The organism is Anseongella ginsenosidimutans, from assembly GCF_008033235.1.
Taxonomy (GTDB): Bacteria; Bacteroidota; Bacteroidia; order Sphingobacteriales; family Sphingobacteriaceae; genus Anseongella; species Anseongella ginsenosidimutans.
This window is the reverse complement of sequence record NZ_CP042432.1, coordinates 925,700-940,549: the sequence shown is the minus strand read 5'-3', so window position 1 is coordinate 940,549 and position 14,850 is coordinate 925,700. Positions and strand designations below refer to the sequence as shown.

At 49.9% G+C, this 14,850-nt stretch carries 16 protein-coding genes and 2 pseudogenes; 5 read left to right on the top strand and 13 right to left on the bottom strand.

From position 1 onward, the window contains the following. Positions 1 to 23: 23 nt before the first annotated feature. From FRZ59_RS03895 to FRZ59_RS03885, 3 genes are read left to right on the top strand one after another with little or no spacing between them, the layout of a single operon-like run. Complete coding sequence (locus FRZ59_RS03895) at positions 24 to 959, top strand: CPBP family intramembrane glutamic endopeptidase (RefSeq protein ID WP_158640521.1); 936 nt, start codon at positions 24 to 26, stop codon at positions 957 to 959. Next, positions 949 to 1,767, top strand: a complete 819-nt coding sequence (locus FRZ59_RS03890; protein WP_132128013.1) for a phosphatidate cytidylyltransferase — start codon at positions 949 to 951, stop codon at positions 1,765 to 1,767. The genes FRZ59_RS03895 and FRZ59_RS03890 overlap by 11 nt, the downstream gene beginning before the upstream one ends. Positions 1,768 to 1,793: 26 nt before the next feature. Then, positions 1,794 to 2,450 carry a phosphatidylserine decarboxylase family protein gene (locus tag FRZ59_RS03885; protein ID WP_132128012.1) on the top strand — a complete coding sequence of 219 codons (657 nt, stop codon included), beginning with the start codon at positions 1,794 to 1,796 and terminating at the stop codon, positions 2,448 to 2,450. Positions 2,451 to 2,500: 50 nt separating this feature from the next. Here the strand turns inward: FRZ59_RS03885 and FRZ59_RS03880 are convergent, their stop codons facing one another. The 10 genes and pseudogenes from FRZ59_RS03880 to FRZ59_RS03835 form a co-directional block, all read right to left on the bottom strand. Continuing rightward, on the bottom strand, positions 2,501 to 3,661 hold the full coding sequence (locus tag FRZ59_RS03880; protein WP_132128011.1) for a mechanosensitive ion channel family protein: 1,161 nt from the start codon (positions 3,659 to 3,661) through the stop codon (positions 2,501 to 2,503). Positions 3,662 to 3,754: 93 nt separating this feature from the next. Beyond that, the gene (rplS, locus tag FRZ59_RS03875) at positions 3,755 to 4,096 is read right to left on the bottom strand and encodes a 50S ribosomal protein L19 (RefSeq protein ID WP_132128010.1); all 342 of its coding nucleotides are present in this window, start codon (positions 4,094 to 4,096) and stop codon (positions 3,755 to 3,757) included. A 57-nt stretch (positions 4,097 to 4,153) separates the two neighbouring features. Beyond that, the gene (trmD, locus tag FRZ59_RS03870; protein ID WP_132128009.1) at positions 4,154 to 4,828 is read right to left on the bottom strand and encodes a tRNA (guanosine(37)-N1)-methyltransferase TrmD; all 675 of its coding nucleotides are present in this window, start codon (positions 4,826 to 4,828) and stop codon (positions 4,154 to 4,156) included. 3 nt (positions 4,829 to 4,831) lie between these two features. Continuing rightward, a complete protein-coding gene (locus FRZ59_RS03865) occupies positions 4,832 to 5,449 on the bottom strand; it encodes a carboxypeptidase-like regulatory domain-containing protein (protein ID WP_158640520.1) in 618 nt (205 codons plus the stop codon). A 37-nt stretch (positions 5,450 to 5,486) separates the two neighbouring features. Further along, positions 5,487 to 6,011 (bottom strand): ribosome maturation factor RimM, encoded by a 525-nt coding sequence (gene rimM / locus FRZ59_RS03860; protein WP_132128007.1) that lies wholly within the window; start codon positions 6,009 to 6,011, stop codon positions 5,487 to 5,489. A 198-nt stretch (positions 6,012 to 6,209) separates the two neighbouring features. Continuing rightward, positions 6,210 to 6,737: pseudogene (locus tag FRZ59_RS03855) on the bottom strand (30S ribosomal protein S16); the annotation flags it as partial. Between the two features lie 245 nt (positions 6,738 to 6,982). Beyond that, entirely contained in the window at positions 6,983 to 7,441 is a 459-nt protein-coding gene (locus FRZ59_RS03850) for a phospholipase D-like domain-containing protein (RefSeq protein ID WP_147698235.1), read from the bottom strand. 173 nt (positions 7,442 to 7,614) lie between these two features. Continuing rightward, positions 7,615 to 7,992: a phospholipase D-like domain-containing protein gene (locus FRZ59_RS03845; RefSeq protein WP_147698234.1), complete on the bottom strand. Its 378-nt coding sequence runs from the start codon at positions 7,990 to 7,992 to the stop codon at positions 7,615 to 7,617. Positions 7,993 to 8,020: 28 nt separating this feature from the next. After that, complete coding sequence (locus FRZ59_RS03840) at positions 8,021 to 10,426, bottom strand: TonB-dependent receptor (RefSeq protein WP_132128004.1); 2,406 nt, start codon at positions 10,424 to 10,426, stop codon at positions 8,021 to 8,023. 138 nt (positions 10,427 to 10,564) lie between these two features. After that, entirely contained in the window at positions 10,565 to 10,939 is a 375-nt protein-coding gene (locus tag FRZ59_RS03835; protein WP_132128003.1) for a putative signal transducing protein, read from the bottom strand. Between the two features lie 215 nt (positions 10,940 to 11,154). Here FRZ59_RS03835 and FRZ59_RS03830 point away from each other — a divergent pair, with 215 nt between their 5' ends. Further along, the gene (locus FRZ59_RS03830; protein ID WP_132128002.1) at positions 11,155 to 12,126 is read left to right on the top strand and encodes a GlxA family transcriptional regulator; all 972 of its coding nucleotides are present in this window, start codon (positions 11,155 to 11,157) and stop codon (positions 12,124 to 12,126) included. On the opposite strand, the pseudogene FRZ59_RS03825 reads toward FRZ59_RS03830, so the two are convergent. Next, a pseudogene (locus FRZ59_RS03825) lies at positions 12,127 to 13,358 on the bottom strand (cation:proton antiporter). Between the two features lie 122 nt (positions 13,359 to 13,480). After that, a complete protein-coding gene (locus FRZ59_RS03820) occupies positions 13,481 to 13,852 on the bottom strand; it encodes a single-stranded DNA-binding protein (RefSeq protein WP_132128000.1) in 372 nt (123 codons plus the stop codon). A gap of 165 nt (positions 13,853 to 14,017) precedes the next feature. On the opposite strand from FRZ59_RS03820, the gene FRZ59_RS03815 reads away from it, so the two are divergent. Continuing rightward, positions 14,018 to 14,377 (top strand): hypothetical protein, encoded by a 360-nt coding sequence (locus tag FRZ59_RS03815; RefSeq protein WP_132127999.1) that lies wholly within the window; start codon positions 14,018 to 14,020, stop codon positions 14,375 to 14,377. Here the strand turns inward: FRZ59_RS03815 and FRZ59_RS03810 are convergent. Continuing rightward, positions 14,374 to 14,829 (bottom strand): hypothetical protein, encoded by a 456-nt coding sequence (locus FRZ59_RS03810; protein WP_132127998.1) that lies wholly within the window; start codon positions 14,827 to 14,829, stop codon positions 14,374 to 14,376. The two genes, FRZ59_RS03815 and FRZ59_RS03810, sit on opposite strands and share 4 nt — an antisense overlap. Positions 14,830 to 14,850: the final 21 nt, after the last annotated feature.

Below are 14,850 nucleotides of genomic sequence, written 5' to 3'. Positions count from 1 at the left end.
AGAAGCCTGCAAAGTTAACAAAAATGGACCGAAAAGGATTTTTATATTATACCGCGCCCTGGCTGCATTTCCTGTTCCTGGCTGGCCTTACCTTATGCTGCATATTTGTGTTTTCCGCCCTGTCGATAATGGCCGTGCCTTTTCTTTTTGACATGTCGTTTACGGAACTCATGGAAAGCATGGGGAATATTTCCGGCGAAAATATTGAAGTGCTGAAGTTCATGCAGGTGACGCAATCGGTAGGGATGTTCGTTATCCCTCCCCTGATCTATTTCCGGCTGGCTGGCCTGCGGGGAAAAGATTATCTTACCAGCAAGAAGGAGCGGCTCCCGCTTTTTCTGCTGCTGGCGCTGGCGCTTGGCTTTGTTTCCGCTCCCATGATCGAACTTTCCTATCAGCTGAACCAGCTCATGGATCTGCCGCCTTTCCTGGACGGGCTGGAAGCCTGGATGCGGGAGTCTGAAGACACGATGGAGGAACTGACCAAGGTCCTTCTTACCATGAACGGGTGGACTGATTTTGCCGTGAATATGCTCATGATCGCCGTTATACCGGCAATCGGGGAGGAACTTATGTTCCGGGGCGCCTTGCAGGGGATCTTTTCCCGCTGGTTCGGGAATGTTCACTGGGCTATTTTTATTACTGCTATCCTGTTCTCGTTTATTCATATGCAGTTTTTCGGCTTTCTTCCCCGTTTCCTGCTGGGGCTGTTGTTTGGCTATCTTTTTTACTGGAGCGGGAATATCTGGGTACCGATTGCGACGCATTTTCTTAATAACGGAATGATCGTCCTGCTCAACTTTTTATTCCAGCAAAAAATAAGCAATTTTGATCCCGGGCAGGAACAGGACTTTTCCGGGCTGCAATATCTGTTTTCGGCCGTTCTGACCCTGGCCCTGCTGGCGGGATTTTACAGCCTGGCCCGTAAAAACGCGGAACACAAGCTTAATGAACAGTAATTTAGTGAAGCGTGCTGCTACAGGCGCTGTTTTCGTGGCCGTACTTGTAAGCGGCGTATGGTTTGGCCCTTATACGTTCGCCGGTTTGTTCTTCCTGGTAAGCCTGCTGGCTCTTGCTGAATTTTATTCCCTGGCCGGGAAGGCGGGCTACCATCCTCATCGCTGGCTGGGCTTATTGACCGGCGCCTGTATTTACCTGTTGAATATCGCCGTATTTACCGGCTTCCTGTCTTCCCGTATACTTACACTACAACTTCCCCTTATTTTATTGCTTTTTATAGCGGAGCTTTTCGCGAAAAAGGAAAAACCGTTTACAAATGTACTGTTCGCGGCAGGCGGAATCTTTTACGTGGTCCTGGCGTTTGCCTGTTTCGTGGCTACCGGCTTTATTTCAGGCGGCTATAACTATCAGCTTCCGCTTGGCTTCCTGTTGCTTTTGTGGATCTCCGATACCGGGGCCTACCTGGCGGGAAGCCTTTTTGGGCGTCACCGGATGCTGGAGCGGATCTCGCCGAAAAAGACCTGGGAAGGCTTTTTGGGCGGACTGCTTATTTGCTGCAGCGCCGCCGCACAAATGGCCGGGATTTTCCCGGTGATGAATTCCCTGGAATGGATGGGGCTTGCCCTGGTGATCGTTATTTTCGGCACATTGGGCGACTTTGTGGAATCCATGTTCAAGCGCAGTATTGACATAAAGGATTCCGGCAGCCTGCTTCCCGGGCACGGCGGCCTGCTTGACCGCTTTGATAGTTTGCTTCTGGCCGCTCCTTTTGCCTATGCTTACCTTGTTCTGGTCGCTTTTTCTTAATTTAGGCCCTTCTAAACAGAACTGTTATGCGTTTTCACAGAGAAGGGTATAATACCATTGTCATTACCGGTGTGGCTGCACTTGGCCTGCTGATCATTGTTATACTCCTTTTCCCGGATGCAGTTGCCTGGCACTTTATTACCGCCGGGCTGGGAATTATATTCCTGGTGGCTATTCTCCAGTTTTTCAGGCATCCCGGCCGGCTTTCGCCGGAAGGCGGCCGCCTGGTGCTGGCCCCGGCCGACGGTAAAGTGGTGGTCATTGAGGAAACTACCGAAACGGAATACCTGAAGGACCGGCGAATACAGGTTTCCATTTTTATGTCGCCGGTAAATGTACACGTGAACCGCTGCCCTGTGAGCGGGCGGGTGAAACATGTCCGGTATTTCCAGGGAAAATACCTGGTTGCCTGGCATCCCAAGTCTTCTACCGAGAACGAACGCACGACGATAGTCATCGAGCATGGATCAGGCGTGGAAGTGCTGTTCCGCCAGATCGCCGGCGCCATGGCGCGGCGCATCCGCTGGTATCTTAAAGAAGGCCAGGAGGTAAGCGCCGGCGAAGAGATGGGCTTTATCAAGTTCGGTTCTCGCATGGATGTGTTTTTGCCCCCGGGAACCAAAATAAATGTGACGCTCGGCCAGAAAGTAAGGGGCGGGGAAACGGTGCTTGCCGAACTCTGATCTTCTGGCTGCAATTCCAGGCCATGAATACTTTTGCGTTGTCTTAATGCTTACTGCCGGTTGTCCTGTTTGCCGCCGGTTCTGCCTGCCCGGATAAGGGGAGTGTCTTTTCCGGCCAGCGTAGCTCCCTGTTCTTCCACTATTTCCACTATCCTGAGATTCACCGACTCCCGCTGAGCGGCTAGCTTTTTCATAGGCAGCACCCGGATGTAATAGGAAACATTTAGTTGAAAGGCATTCTCGCCGAAGGTCTCAAAATGAACCAGGCTGTCTTCCCGGAGGTCGGGATGGGAACTGAAATAGGCATTCACCCGGCTGCTTACCCTTTCCAGGACTCCGGCCGGCGTGTCAAAGGCAATTTGCAGGTTAAAGCGGATCCGGACGTGGGAGCGGTAGCTCAGGTTTTCCGTAATGCCGTCGATCATCTTCTTATTGGGAAGCGTGACCAGGCTGGTATCAGGAGTGATAATGCGGGTACTCCGGAAACCTACTCTTTCAACAGTCCCTTCCACGGTATCTACCTTTACGTAATCGCCCGTGCGAAAAGGTTTATCCAGGAAGATCGTAAAGGAGCCGAAGAGGTTTTCCACGGTTTCCTTGGCGGACAAAGCAAGTAAAATAGTACCGAAGCTGATCCCTGCGACCAGCGCCGCAATGGTCTTAAAGCCGAAGATCACCGCCAGGATAAAGAAAACCCCCAGGATGATGGTAAGTGTACGAAGAGCGTCTTTTAAAAAGGGGATCAGCTGGCTGTCCACCTGTTGCCCGTTCCTTGCCAGCCGGTGCGTCCAGACCAGGCTGATGAATTCGAGAAGTTTGATCAGGATCAGGGTGAGCTGGAGAAAGAGGGCGATCACAAAGGCCTTTTCCAGCAATTGCCCGATGCTGATGCTCCAGGGGTCGGTCCCCGTTTCGAGCCCTATGCGCTGCCTGAACAGCTGCAGGCTGAACAGCGGGTGATCAAGCCGGTTGAAGGCAAAAAAGGCCGCGAAAATAAAAAGAAACAGCTCAATCGAACGGGTCATGATGTCCCGGAACTCCCTGTAGCGAATATTATCCGCAAAGCGGCGCAGGAACCCGTAAATAATTCGGGTGATAATGAGTGCCGCCAGGTGCTTCAGGAACCAGGCGAGCAGGATGGTCCCCGCGAAGACCAGGTATTCCGTTATGCTGGCACCTAAAAAGGGGCGTTCCCAGAAATGCTGTTCCATTTACCGAAGCGCTTTAAAGCCTCAAAGATATAAATAAAAAAACCCTGCGGACCGGAAGGGGTACACAGGGTTTTTAAAAATCTTGTAAGGAGCTTATCGCTTCTCCTTGATGCGGGCTTTCTTGCCGGTAAGCTGACGCAGGTAATAAAGTTTAGACCTGCGAACTGCACCGCGGCTGTTCACTTCCACTTTAAGAATGCTTGGTGAATTAACGGGAAAGATACGTTCCACGCCGATGCTGTTGGAAACCTTGCGTACGGTAAAGGTTTTGTTGGCGCCGGTGCTGTTAAGCTGAATTACCACTCCCTGGTAAACCTGGGTACGCTCCTTGCTCCCTTCCGTAATCTTATAATGTACAGAAACGTTGTCGCCGGCACGAAAAGCCGGTAGCTCGTTCTGTGTTTCCTTATCTTCGACAAATTTTATTAAATCCATGATTACTGCTCTTTGAATCGGAGGGCAAATGTAGGGAATTTTTATGAATACAAAAAATTATTTGAGCATATCGGGTCGGCGGCTGCGGGTACGTTCCAGGGATTGCTCAAAGCGCCATTTATCTATTTCCGGCGTGTTACCGCTCAGCAGGATATCGGGTACCTTCCAGCCGCGGAAATCGGCGGGCCGTGTGTAGGAGGGGGCGTCTACCAGGCCGTTCTGAAAAGAATCAGACAGTGCGGATGTTTCGTCCGAAAGCACCCCGGGAAGCAGGCGGACAACGGCGTCCACCAGTACGGCAGCGGGTAATTCACCGCCCGAAAGCACGTAATTCCCAATAGAGATCTCGCGGGTAACGTAATGTTCGCGTATCCGCTCATCAATTCCCTTATAATGCCCGCAGAGAATGAGCAGGTTCTTCTTTAATGAAAGGGTGTTGGCCAGCGGCTGTTCAAGCAATTCTCCGTCCGGCGACATAAAAATAATTTCATCATAAGACCTTTCCTTCTGCAGGTGATCGATGCAATTTGCAAAAGGGATCACCGACATGACCATGCCCGCGCCTCCCCCGTAGGGGTAATCGTCCACGCTTTTATGTTTATTCCCGGAATAGTCGCGGAGATTATGAACATGGATCTCCGCCAGGCCCTTATTACGGGCGCGCTGAAGGATGGAATGGGAAAAGGGGCTTTCAAGTAAGCCGGGGAGTACGGTAACGATGTCTATCCGCATAATTTACTTCATTTCAGGGATGGAAACATCAGGGTCTTCGCTGATATCCCTGGCTCGTTTCCTGCGGAGGGCTTTCTGGATAAACGGTACGCGCTGCAGCAATTCTGTGGGGCTAAGGGAAATTCCCGGGCTAAAACCCGGGCTCAGATCAGGAGCCGGCATTCCCAGCTCGTTCACATCAATGAGGGCATTCGGCGAATATGCGTCATCCGGTAACTGCAGGGCAAGGAACTCTCTCCGGAAGGCCTCCACCGTGAGCCCCCGTACCGTTACGGCATCCAGCTCGTAAGAGATGGGGTCCATCAGGATGGCTGTGGTTAATTCGCCTTTATTCCAGTCATCTTTTTTCAGGTAATAGGTGCGCGGGGCATAGCCAAGTGTAGAAAAAGATAAGGTATCGCTTTTTAATATAGCGATGGAAAAAAAGCCGCTTTCGTCGGTAAACGTGCCGCGTCCGGTACCCTTGATAAGGACTTTTACATAAGGGAGCTTTGCCAGGGAGCTGTCATTCGCGTAGGCATAGCCGGATATCTGGATGATATCCTGCCGCGTGATTTCCTGCGCGAAACTGCTAAGGAATCCCCCTGCGGTGAAAAGCAATATGAAAAGTACCTTTTTCACAATAATGGATAAAACGACTCTAATTTACAGAAAAGTATTAATCCAGGTAAATTTCCAGCAAGCCTTCTGGTAAATTGACAAATAATTCACTGTTTTGTTTGTCAATTTTTTCAATAAGCGCCTCGTTCAGCGGGAACATAATCTCGCGTTCACGGTAGGTCAGCACAGCCACGGAGTGCCCGGGATATTGCACTATTTCGCGGATAGGACCCAACGGGCCAATTGCGCTGTCTGTCACCTGGAATCCTTTCAGCTCAGCAAAGGGGGGGCTTTTGCTTTCTATTTTTTCCGAAAGGGGCAATAACACCGAAACCCCGGTCAGTTCCCGTGCTTTTTCAACACTGTCTACGTCTTCCAGCGTCACAACCGCCGTCTTTTTACCCGGCTGCGGGCGGAAGGATAAAACAAAGAACGGAACCGGTTTCCCTTTTATTTCAAGAAAAACCGATTCCGTTTGCTGGTATTTTTCAGGATGCTCCGCTTCGATTTTCAGCAGCAGCTCACCCTTCAATCCTTTTGTTTTGCTAACGTAGCCAACTATAAAAAAACCGGCCGTTGCCAATTATTCTGCTTTCTTATCTTCTTCTTCCTGAGCGGAGCCTTCTTCGGCTTTGGCTGCAGGGGCGTCTTCACTAGCTTCTGCGGCAGGAGCCGCGGTTTCTTCAGCTGCCGGAGCTGCCGTTTCCTCAGCGGGGGCAGTTTCTTCAGCAGGAGCTGCTGCTTCTGTGGGAGCTGCCTCTTCTGCTGCAGGGGCTGCTGCCTCAGGAGTCTCAGCTGCTTCTTCAGCAACCGGCGCTTCCTCTTCAGCTGCCTCGGTTTCCTCTTCGGGCGGGGTGTTCTTGGCGGCAATCGCTTTTGCCCTGTCTTCCTTCTTTTTCTTTTCGGCCGCTTTTCTTGCGTTTTCAAGTTCTTCGGCTGAAGAAGTCAGTTTTGACCTTTTGGCGTCAATCCGCGCTTCCTTGGCCTGAAGCCATTCGGTAAACTTTGCTTCGGCTTCTTCCTGGGTCATTGCTCCCTTGCGTACGCCTACTTCAAGGTGGTGTTTGTAAAGCACGCCTTTGTACGAAAGGATGGAACGAACCGTATCGGTGGGCTGTGCGCCCTTTGTCAACCATTCCACTGAACGCAGAACGTCAAGGTCAATGGTTGCGGGGTTGGTGTTTGGATTGTATGTGCCTAATCTTTCAATAAACCTACCATCTCTCGGAGCACGTGAATCCGCCACCACTACCTGGTAAAAAGGCCTTCCCTTCTTACCATGTCTTTGTAATCTGATCTTTACTGGCATAAATGCTTAAAATTAAATAATTTACCAATCCCCTTATTCTCCGCATAAGGGGATGCAAAGATGCGGTTTTATTTTTTTAATTGCAAAGAGAAGTGGAGATGCCCGGCTTTAATCTTTTCGTGAGAAAAACAATAAGATCAGCAGGCTAAGATGGAGGAGAAAATAAGAGACCATGTTCAGGAAAGAACCCAGATAACCGGTTCGTTTTATGAATTCCTCGGGGTCTATTTTCTCGCTGGCCTTCATTACCGCCCCAGCTCCGCACGCATGCTGCTGATAAAGGTCCCGTCAGTAATAACCGCATTGAGTTCAATGCTGCGGAAAGCGCTTAACATATTCAGGTTATAGGACCCGACGGTGGCCCAGGTATCGTCCGCCAGCGCTACTTTTCCATGAAGTACGGATTGTTTCCATTCGTATACCTCGGTATTTTTTATCCTGAACAGCACTTTGTAAAAATAACGGGTTGCATTCCTGAAAATAATACTGTCCGAAAGTGCCGGCAGAATAAGTTTGACAGATACGCCGCGTTCCCCGGCGGCGCGCAGTTCCCGGATAAAGTTAATCCCGGGCCAGAAATAGCTGTTAAGGATTATTACTTCATGCCTGGCCTTATGGACGGCCAGGAAATAGCTTTTACTTACAAGGTTAAATCCCCGGAGCCGGTCGTTTACCAGCCAGTTCACGTAATCTCCCTTGCGCATGATCCCCTCGATGATCTTTTCCTTGTTCCGGATCTGCCGGGGATTCAGAAAGGAACGCTTCCAGAATAATTCATAAAGGGAATGAAGCCGCTGACAATCCGGACCGCTTACTTTTACCGCATAATCCAGCCAGGCGGGTTGCGTATCGCTCCCGTGGTATTTATCCGAAATATTTATTCCCCCACCATCGCCATTTTATGGTCGCAGACAATGGTCTTGGTATGCATTCTTCTTCCGACACTCGAAAAGCGAATGCCCTTAATAGGTGCAAAACTGCGGAATTTCACGCCGGCCTTCCTAAGTTCCCGCTGGCGGCTTTCGGAAAAGGGTTTACTGCCGTACCCGTCCACAACGAGATAGACCGTCACTCCGCGCCGGGCCGCGGCCGACAGGGCATCCAGTACCATTTCTCCCGTAGCGTCTTCATCGAAAATATAGAACATGAGCTGCAGGTATTCCCTGGCCTGCTCAATCAGGTGGATAAGCTCCTCAAAGAAAGGCGCTCCTCCGCGTACAAGAGTAACATGGTTAACAGGATTTGTTTCATCCATGTTTCAAGGTAGCAAATGGATTAGTATTTCAAAAGCGATAGGTCAATCCTGCCGCGAAACTTCTTGGCCGCTGCGGATTTATAGTAGACCAGCCGGTATAATATTCCTCGTTTGAAAGGTTATCCAGTTTCAGGGTAATCCGAAACTTTTCCGTATTGTAAAAAACGGAGGCGTCCAGCACGGTATACCCGGGAACCGTGAACTTGCCGGTGGCCCTGCTGTCCAGGATGATCAGTTCACTCGCTGAATTTGCGCCAAATCCAAGCCCCCATCCCCTGAGTGCGCCCTTGCTGAATTCGTAGGTAGCCCAGGCATTGAATAAATTTTTCGGCCCGGCTTCGCCCGGGCGTTTCCCCGCTTCTTCAAATGCGCTTTCTTCAATACCTCTGAGTACTTTGCTGTCGTTATAGCTATAACCGGCCAGGATGCTGAGTCCCGGAACAGGACGCAGGTTCAGATCCACTTCCAGCCCTTTGCTTTCAATCTCTCCGCCCTGCAGGGAATTGTTGATATTCGCCGGATCGGGCATAACTTTATTGCTGACCTTGATGTCGTACACGCTGATGGTCGAAGAAAGCCTGCCCTCAAACAGATCCGTTTTGATCCCGAACTCGGCCTGGTTGGCATGCTCGGGTTCGAAGGTTTTAGTGACCGGGTTCTCTCCGTTAATATCAGAAACAGTTGCCGGCGCCACGTTCTTGAAACCATTCATGTAATTGGCAAATACGGATAGTTTGTTCGGGATGGGCTGGTAAACAAGACCGAACTTGGGAGACAGGGCGGTCTGTTCATAATCATCCTCGTCGGTGCTGACGTCTCCTTTGGTATTGAAATGGTCCAGCCGGAGACTAGCCATCGCCAGCAGTTCCGGGGTGATATTTATCACGTCTGAAAAATAGATACTGTAGGTTTCGTCTTTGGTATTCAGATTTGCCCTTGACGAGGAAGCCAGCACCGCGTCTACCGATTCTTTCGTCAGGTATCTTGGGGCTACCGTTTCCCCGGTATACGGATCCACGTAATCAATTTCTCCCCGGGGGCTTACATCGTAAAACCAGGGATACCCCGAACTGAAATCATGGGTTTGCCGGTGGAAGTAATCCAGGCCCACCACCAGCCGGTTCCTTAAACCTCCAATGCGGAAGTCGCCCGTGAAATTCTGCTGAATATCCGTGGTCAGGCTGTGCGCGTTCTGATCGCTTATAAACACACTGAATTGCGGTTTGTCATAGCCATTGTCCCAGAGATAGGAATAATAGCCGTCCGATTTTGCAAATCCCCTGGAAACCACGGTTTGCGAAGTCCACTCCGGGGAAATCTGGTAAATCATTTCCGTCTGGACATTATATCTTGGATTTTTTATCGTTATATCGTTACTGGTGAGGGAAAGATCCGGATCATAATTCAGATCGGCCAGGTTTTCATATTGCAGGGGGCCGGACCGGTTCAGGAACAGCATCGTCGGATTGGTTCCTTCCGCTGTAAGCAGCTCAGCGGAAAGCAGAAATGACAAGCGTTCATTCACCTCGTAGGAAAGAGAAGGTGCCAGGAAGAAAGACCGCTTAAAGCCTGCGTCCTGGAAGCTGTTTTCCGAATGAAAGGCGGTGTTTACCCGCATAATGATATCGTTCGCTTTGTTCAGCGGAGCGTTTACATCAGCGGTGATCCTGTTAAGCCCGAAGCTGCCGGCCACATAGGCGGCTTCCCCGCCGAATCCCTGGTAAGGTTTCTTGGTTACCGTGTTGATCAGCCCTCCGTAAGAGATAAGGCTGCTTCCGAACAAAGTTCCGGAGGGCCCTTTGATAACCTGGATGCTTTCAATGTTTGCAGGATCCAGGCTTCCGTTGGTCAGGCCCGGCAGCCCGTTCACCAGGGTGGGCTGAACGGCAAATCCGCGCATCGAGTAATATCCCGCGCCGTCTCCTCCGCGGCCGGTGGATTCCCACATTTTCTGCAATCCCGGCGCATTTTTCAGTGCCTTATCAAAATCCGTCGCCAACTGGGCCTCCAGTATTCCGGACCCGATGGAATGGTATACCTGGGGATTCTCAATCCTTTCCAGGGGCATTTTAGCAACGTATTCCCCTTCTTCTTTATAAGCATCCGCTTCCACTACCACCTGGTCAAGTTCAGTATACTGGCGGAGGATTATTTCCACGGTGGTAAGCTCGCCTGCGTCCACATGAACGGACTGCCTGGTCTCTATTCCTGCATAGGTTGCAACTATTATATAATCACCCGCTTTCACCTGGCTAAGGCGAAATTCACCGTTCGCATTCGTTGCCGTTCTTTTGTAAGTGTTTTCAAGGCTCAGGCTAACATTCGGGGCCGGGCGTCCTTCAGCAGTACTAACGGTTCCTGCTACCGTGCCGGTTTGCCCCTGGGCAGTAAAAATAGCGCCCAGAAGGATGGCGAGCGGGAAAAGTATTTTCATATTTATTTAAACCAATTCTTAATAGCGGCAAATATAGGAAGGGCTTGCTGAAAAACAAATTCCGGGCAATAAGGAAGTCAGCGCTTCGGCAGGAGGTAAAGGCAGCCTTAGGAGTTCAAAAAGCCTGTTTTCAATAGATTAACCCCGGAACTCAGCCCCGCAGTCTTTGCATTTGTGAACTGTTTTGAAGTAAACAGGAAAAACCATAAAGAGAAATGAAGTAATCGCGGACAGGAATCCTTTTGTTCCTTTCATGGATTTAAAGTTCAGGTAAAGCCGGGCGGAATCACATTCGGGGCATTTCAGAATCTCCCCGTTTTCATCCAGGTTATGGCCTCCTTCAATCTCCCTCAGTATTTCAAGGGTTTTTTCCTTATCCGCCTCCTGGATCTTCAATTTTATGCCTCCCACGGCCACGCTATAGAGCGGATTCATGTTAACCAGGTGTTCATCGAAGAGGAAACAAGGAATCCCCTCGCTTTCCAGCCTGCTCTTCAGCAAATGAGCCTCCATAGCGTTATCAAATGTTTTTGCCGTGATAAGCAGTCATGAAAATAGTAAACATAAAGCGCTTTGGCAAATTTTCAGGGCGGGCGCGCAGCGCCCCACCCCGGGACTACTGCACGAGCGTTTTCAATCTTTAGGGCAGCCGCATTCCCCGGCGCAGGCGAAGATAATCCGCCATTAGGACGGGTTGATTGCGACATAAATTCTGATAAATTTGTATTATGAAGCATATATCTTTATTAATCCCGGAAGGCGAAAGCAGCCTGAGCAATATTGAGGCATCGTATAAGATCTTCACAACCGTAAACCAGGCCCTTGCAAGGGAGGGAAAGCCGCCACTGTTTAAAATACAGCTCGTGGGGCTTAGTAAGCAGACCCATGTCACGAATGGCCTTTTTACCATACAGCCCGGGCTGACCATACGGGAGGTAAAGAAAACCGACCTCGTTATTATTCCCGCCGTTCACGGGGATGCGGAAAAGGTGGTGGCCGATAACCGGCCGCTGGCTGAGTGGATCGCCCGGCAGTATGCGCAGGGAGCTGAAATCGTCTCTCTTTGCATAGGGGCCTTTATCCTGGCTTCTTCCGGGTTGTTAAAGGGGAAAAATTGTACCACTCACTGGTTGTCGGCAGCGGAATTCAGCAGAATGTTCCCCGACGTAAACGTGGCGCCTTATAAAATACTTACCGATGAGGCGGGGATCTATACCAGCGGCGGCGCTTATTCCTCCCTGAATTTATTGCTGTACCTGGTGGAAAAATTTGCGGGCAGGGATATGGCCATTCTTGCTTCCAAGATCTTTGAGATCGATATTGACAGGCACAGCCAGTCGCCTTTTATTATGTTCCGCGGGCAAAAGGAACACGAGGACGAGCCGGTAAAAAAAGCACAGGAGTACATAGAAGACAATTTCCGGGATAAGATAACGGTGAACCAACTTGCCGGCATGCTGGCTCTAAGCCGCAGGAGCCTGGAGCGCCGCTTCAAACGGGCCACTTCTAATACCGTGATCGAATATATTCAGCGGGTAAAAATTGAAGCAGCCAAAAAGGGCTTCGAGACCAGCCGGAAAAATATCAACGAGATCATGTATGAAATAGGCTACTCCGATAACAAAGCGTTCAGGGGCGTTTTCAAAAAACTGACCGGGCTTTCTCCTGTTGATTATAAAAATAAATATGCCCAGGCCTAGCTAAAGTACTTTCCGGGCTACCCTCCCAACGGTCAGTCCCTGGCAAAAAATAGAAAAGACCACCACAAAATAGGTTATTTCAAGGAGCAGTTCCTTATAAGGCCCCGTATCCATTGACAGGACCAGGGCAATGGATACGCCTCCCCGCAGGCCGCCCCATACCAGCATGATAAGTGTTCCCCTTGTAAATCTTGATTTAAGGGGAAGTAGCAGGGAAGGGAACCAGATGGAGATCAGGCGCGCGAGCAGCACAATCAGGATGGCGGTCAGCCCGATGAACCAATGTGTAGTAAGGTCAGGGATCAGCAATAGTTCAAAGCCGATGAACAGGAACAGGATAGCATTCAGGATCTCATCAACCAACTCCCAGAATTTATTCAGGTAATCCTTCGTGACCGTTGACATGGCCGTCCTTTTTCCATAATTACCAATAATGAGCCCTGCCGCTACCATGGTGAGCGGCCCGGATATATGCGCGGCGTGGGCAATCAGGTACCCTCCCATGACGACCGAAAGTGTAATCAGTACGGAAACGATATAATCGTCAATCTTTCTCATTGCGCGGGATGCGCCAAAGCCGAGCAGGCCTCCCAGAAGCAAGCCTCCCAGCGCCTCCTTGGCAAGCAGCCAGGAGATAGACGCGAGGGATATTTCAACGGTGGATCTTGTAAGCTGCAGGATGACCGCGAATAATACAACTGCCACCCCGTCATTAAAAAGGGATTCCCCGGCAATTTTCGTTTCAAGGGATTTCGGCACGTTTGCTTTGCGTAATATGCCCAGAACAGCAATGGGATCCGTAGGCGAGATCAGTGCGCCGAACAAAAGGCAATACAAAAAGGGGACCGGCAGGCCAAAAAGAGGAACCACATAAAACAGGATTCCCCTACCAGGAATGTGGAAATAATAACGCTGATCGTTGAGAACATGATCACGGGCATCCGGTGTTCCCTCAGGTCCGAAAATTTAACGTGAATGGCGCCGGCAAACAGGAGAAAATTAAGCATGGCTCCCATCAGTACTTCCGTGAAATCGACGGCAGTAATCAGGCCGAGCAGGTCTTCGGATAGTTCGGGGAAAATACGGTTACCCGCGGCACGTATGATTATGGAAACAAGAATTGCCATCAGCATGATCCCGATGGCCGAAGGCAGTTTTATAAAACGGTGGTTCAGGTAAGAAAAAAACGAAGCCAGTACAATCAGGACCGAGAATGCGTAGTATAATTCCATCCGGTTATTTTAATCCGTGGTTTTTAGAAAAGAAGAGCGAAAATATAAAAATTCTGAAAAAGAAGGCCCGGGGCCATGGTTCGGCCAGGCCGGGCCTTCGTACCACGAAAACCTGTTCTCTTTTAAACTGCTTCGGCTGCAAGTTCCTTTTCTTCCTGCTCTTTTTTGGTGATCATCAGCAATTCGTTGACTACTATTTCGGTAACGAAATGCTTCCGCCCTTCCCTGTCCGTAAAACTCCGCGTGGTAAGTCTTCCTTCAACGGCAATTTCCTTCCCTTTTTTCAGGTACTTCTCCGCAATTTCCGCATTATTACCCCAGAGTACCAGGTTATGCCACTGCGCGTCGGTGACTTTTTCTCCGCTGCCGGTTCTACGCACTTCATTAGTGGCCAGTGATGTTCTGGCCAGTTTCCGGTTGTTGTCAAAGAGTTTCATTTCCGGATCCATACCAAGCCGCCCCATCAGGCGGACGCTGTTAATTAAAGCTTTCATAGCGTATTCGATTTATATAAAACAATTAAAATTCCTTAGGACAAAGATGCGAGGCCGGCGGGGAATTATCCGTATAATAACCGGGTACTTACGTTTATATCCGTTTATAAACGTTTATAAACGGGTAAAAATGCCTAAATTTGATGGTATCTGCTGTACTGCCCTATGGAAAGAAAATGTATTGAATGCGGAGGCCGGCTTACCGGCCGTTCCGACAAGAAATTCTGTTCGGATCAATGCCGGACCAGTTTTAATAACCGGCTTAATATTACAGGGAATAAGATCATTCGCAGGATCAACGCCATTCTGAAGAAAAACCGGAATATTCTAACGGAAATGAACAGCTCCGGCAAGACAACGGTACCAGCCAACCGCCTCACCGACCGCGGATTTGATTTCCGTTATTTTACCAGTACATACACCACCAAAGCCGGCAAAACCTACTATTACTGCTATGAACAGGGTTATCTGCCTATTGAAGACCAGTTGTATATGCTTGTCCGTAAAAAAGAGTATGTGGGTTAACCGGCAGAATCCTCCGCTATTTCTCCGGCAGTCAGGCCCAGCGCTTCGGCGATCGTTTTGTCTGAAGGCCGCAGGTAAATCAGGTAAAGGATCAGCAGGCCGGAGAAGAGCAGGAAAACCAGATTGCCGGTCATCAGGTAAATGGCAATCGCGAACAGGGAAGGCCCCTGAAGAAAAGCATACCGCATAATGCACGCTCCCTGGTACAAGGCATGTTTTTCAGCCGGGGAGGCGGTGGGTGACAATACTGCCATCCTCTTTCTGAACAGAAAGCTGCCCGCGATCACCCCGATGACGGCTACCAAAGGCACTATATAAAGGAATAGCTGGTTTTCTTCCGTTGCGGAAGCTGCCCGGTCTTTATTCAGGAAGAAAGCAATCAGGGCGAAAAAAACCTGGCCCAGTATCATGCTCAGATGAATGATCTGAAGCGTTTTGATTTTTGAATTCATACAGCAAATTACAAATTCAGC

Bases quoted from the DNA above. Each gene is read 5' to 3' on its own strand.
- FRZ59_RS03895 (WP_158640521.1), top strand. From the start codon at position 24: ATGGACCGAAAAGGATTTTTATATTATACCGCGCCCTGGCTGCATTTC.
- FRZ59_RS03890 (WP_132128013.1), top strand. From the start codon at position 949: ATGAACAGTAATTTAGTGAAGCGTGCTGCTACAGGCGCTGTTTTCGTG.
- FRZ59_RS03885 (WP_132128012.1), top strand. From the start codon at position 1,794: ATGCGTTTTCACAGAGAAGGGTATAATACCATTGTCATTACCGGTGTG.
- FRZ59_RS03880 (WP_132128011.1), bottom strand. From the start codon at position 3,661: ATGGAACAGCATTTCTGGGAACGCCCCTTTTTAGGTGCCAGCATAACG.
- rplS (WP_132128010.1), bottom strand. From the start codon at position 4,096: ATGGATTTAATAAAATTTGTCGAAGATAAGGAAACACAGAACGAGCTA.
- trmD (WP_132128009.1), bottom strand. From the start codon at position 4,828: ATGCGGATAGACATCGTTACCGTACTCCCCGGCTTACTTGAAAGCCCC.
- FRZ59_RS03850 (WP_147698235.1), bottom strand. From the start codon at position 7,441: ATGCGCAAGGGAGATTACGTGAACTGGCTGGTAAACGACCGGCTCCGG.
- FRZ59_RS03845 (WP_147698234.1), bottom strand. From the start codon at position 7,992: ATGGATGAAACAAATCCTGTTAACCATGTTACTCTTGTACGCGGAGGA.
- FRZ59_RS03840 (WP_132128004.1), bottom strand. From the start codon at position 10,426: ATGAAAATACTTTTCCCGCTCGCCATCCTTCTGGGCGCTATTTTTACT.
- FRZ59_RS03835 (WP_132128003.1), bottom strand. From the start codon at position 10,939: ATGGAGGCTCATTTGCTGAAGAGCAGGCTGGAAAGCGAGGGGATTCCT.
- FRZ59_RS03830 (WP_132128002.1), top strand. From the start codon at position 11,155: ATGAAGCATATATCTTTATTAATCCCGGAAGGCGAAAGCAGCCTGAGC.
- FRZ59_RS03820 (WP_132128000.1), bottom strand. From the start codon at position 13,852: ATGAAAGCTTTAATTAACAGCGTCCGCCTGATGGGGCGGCTTGGTATG.
- FRZ59_RS03815 (WP_132127999.1), top strand. From the start codon at position 14,018: ATGGAAAGAAAATGTATTGAATGCGGAGGCCGGCTTACCGGCCGTTCC.
- FRZ59_RS03810 (WP_132127998.1), bottom strand. From the start codon at position 14,829: ATGAATTCAAAAATCAAAACGCTTCAGATCATTCATCTGAGCATGATA.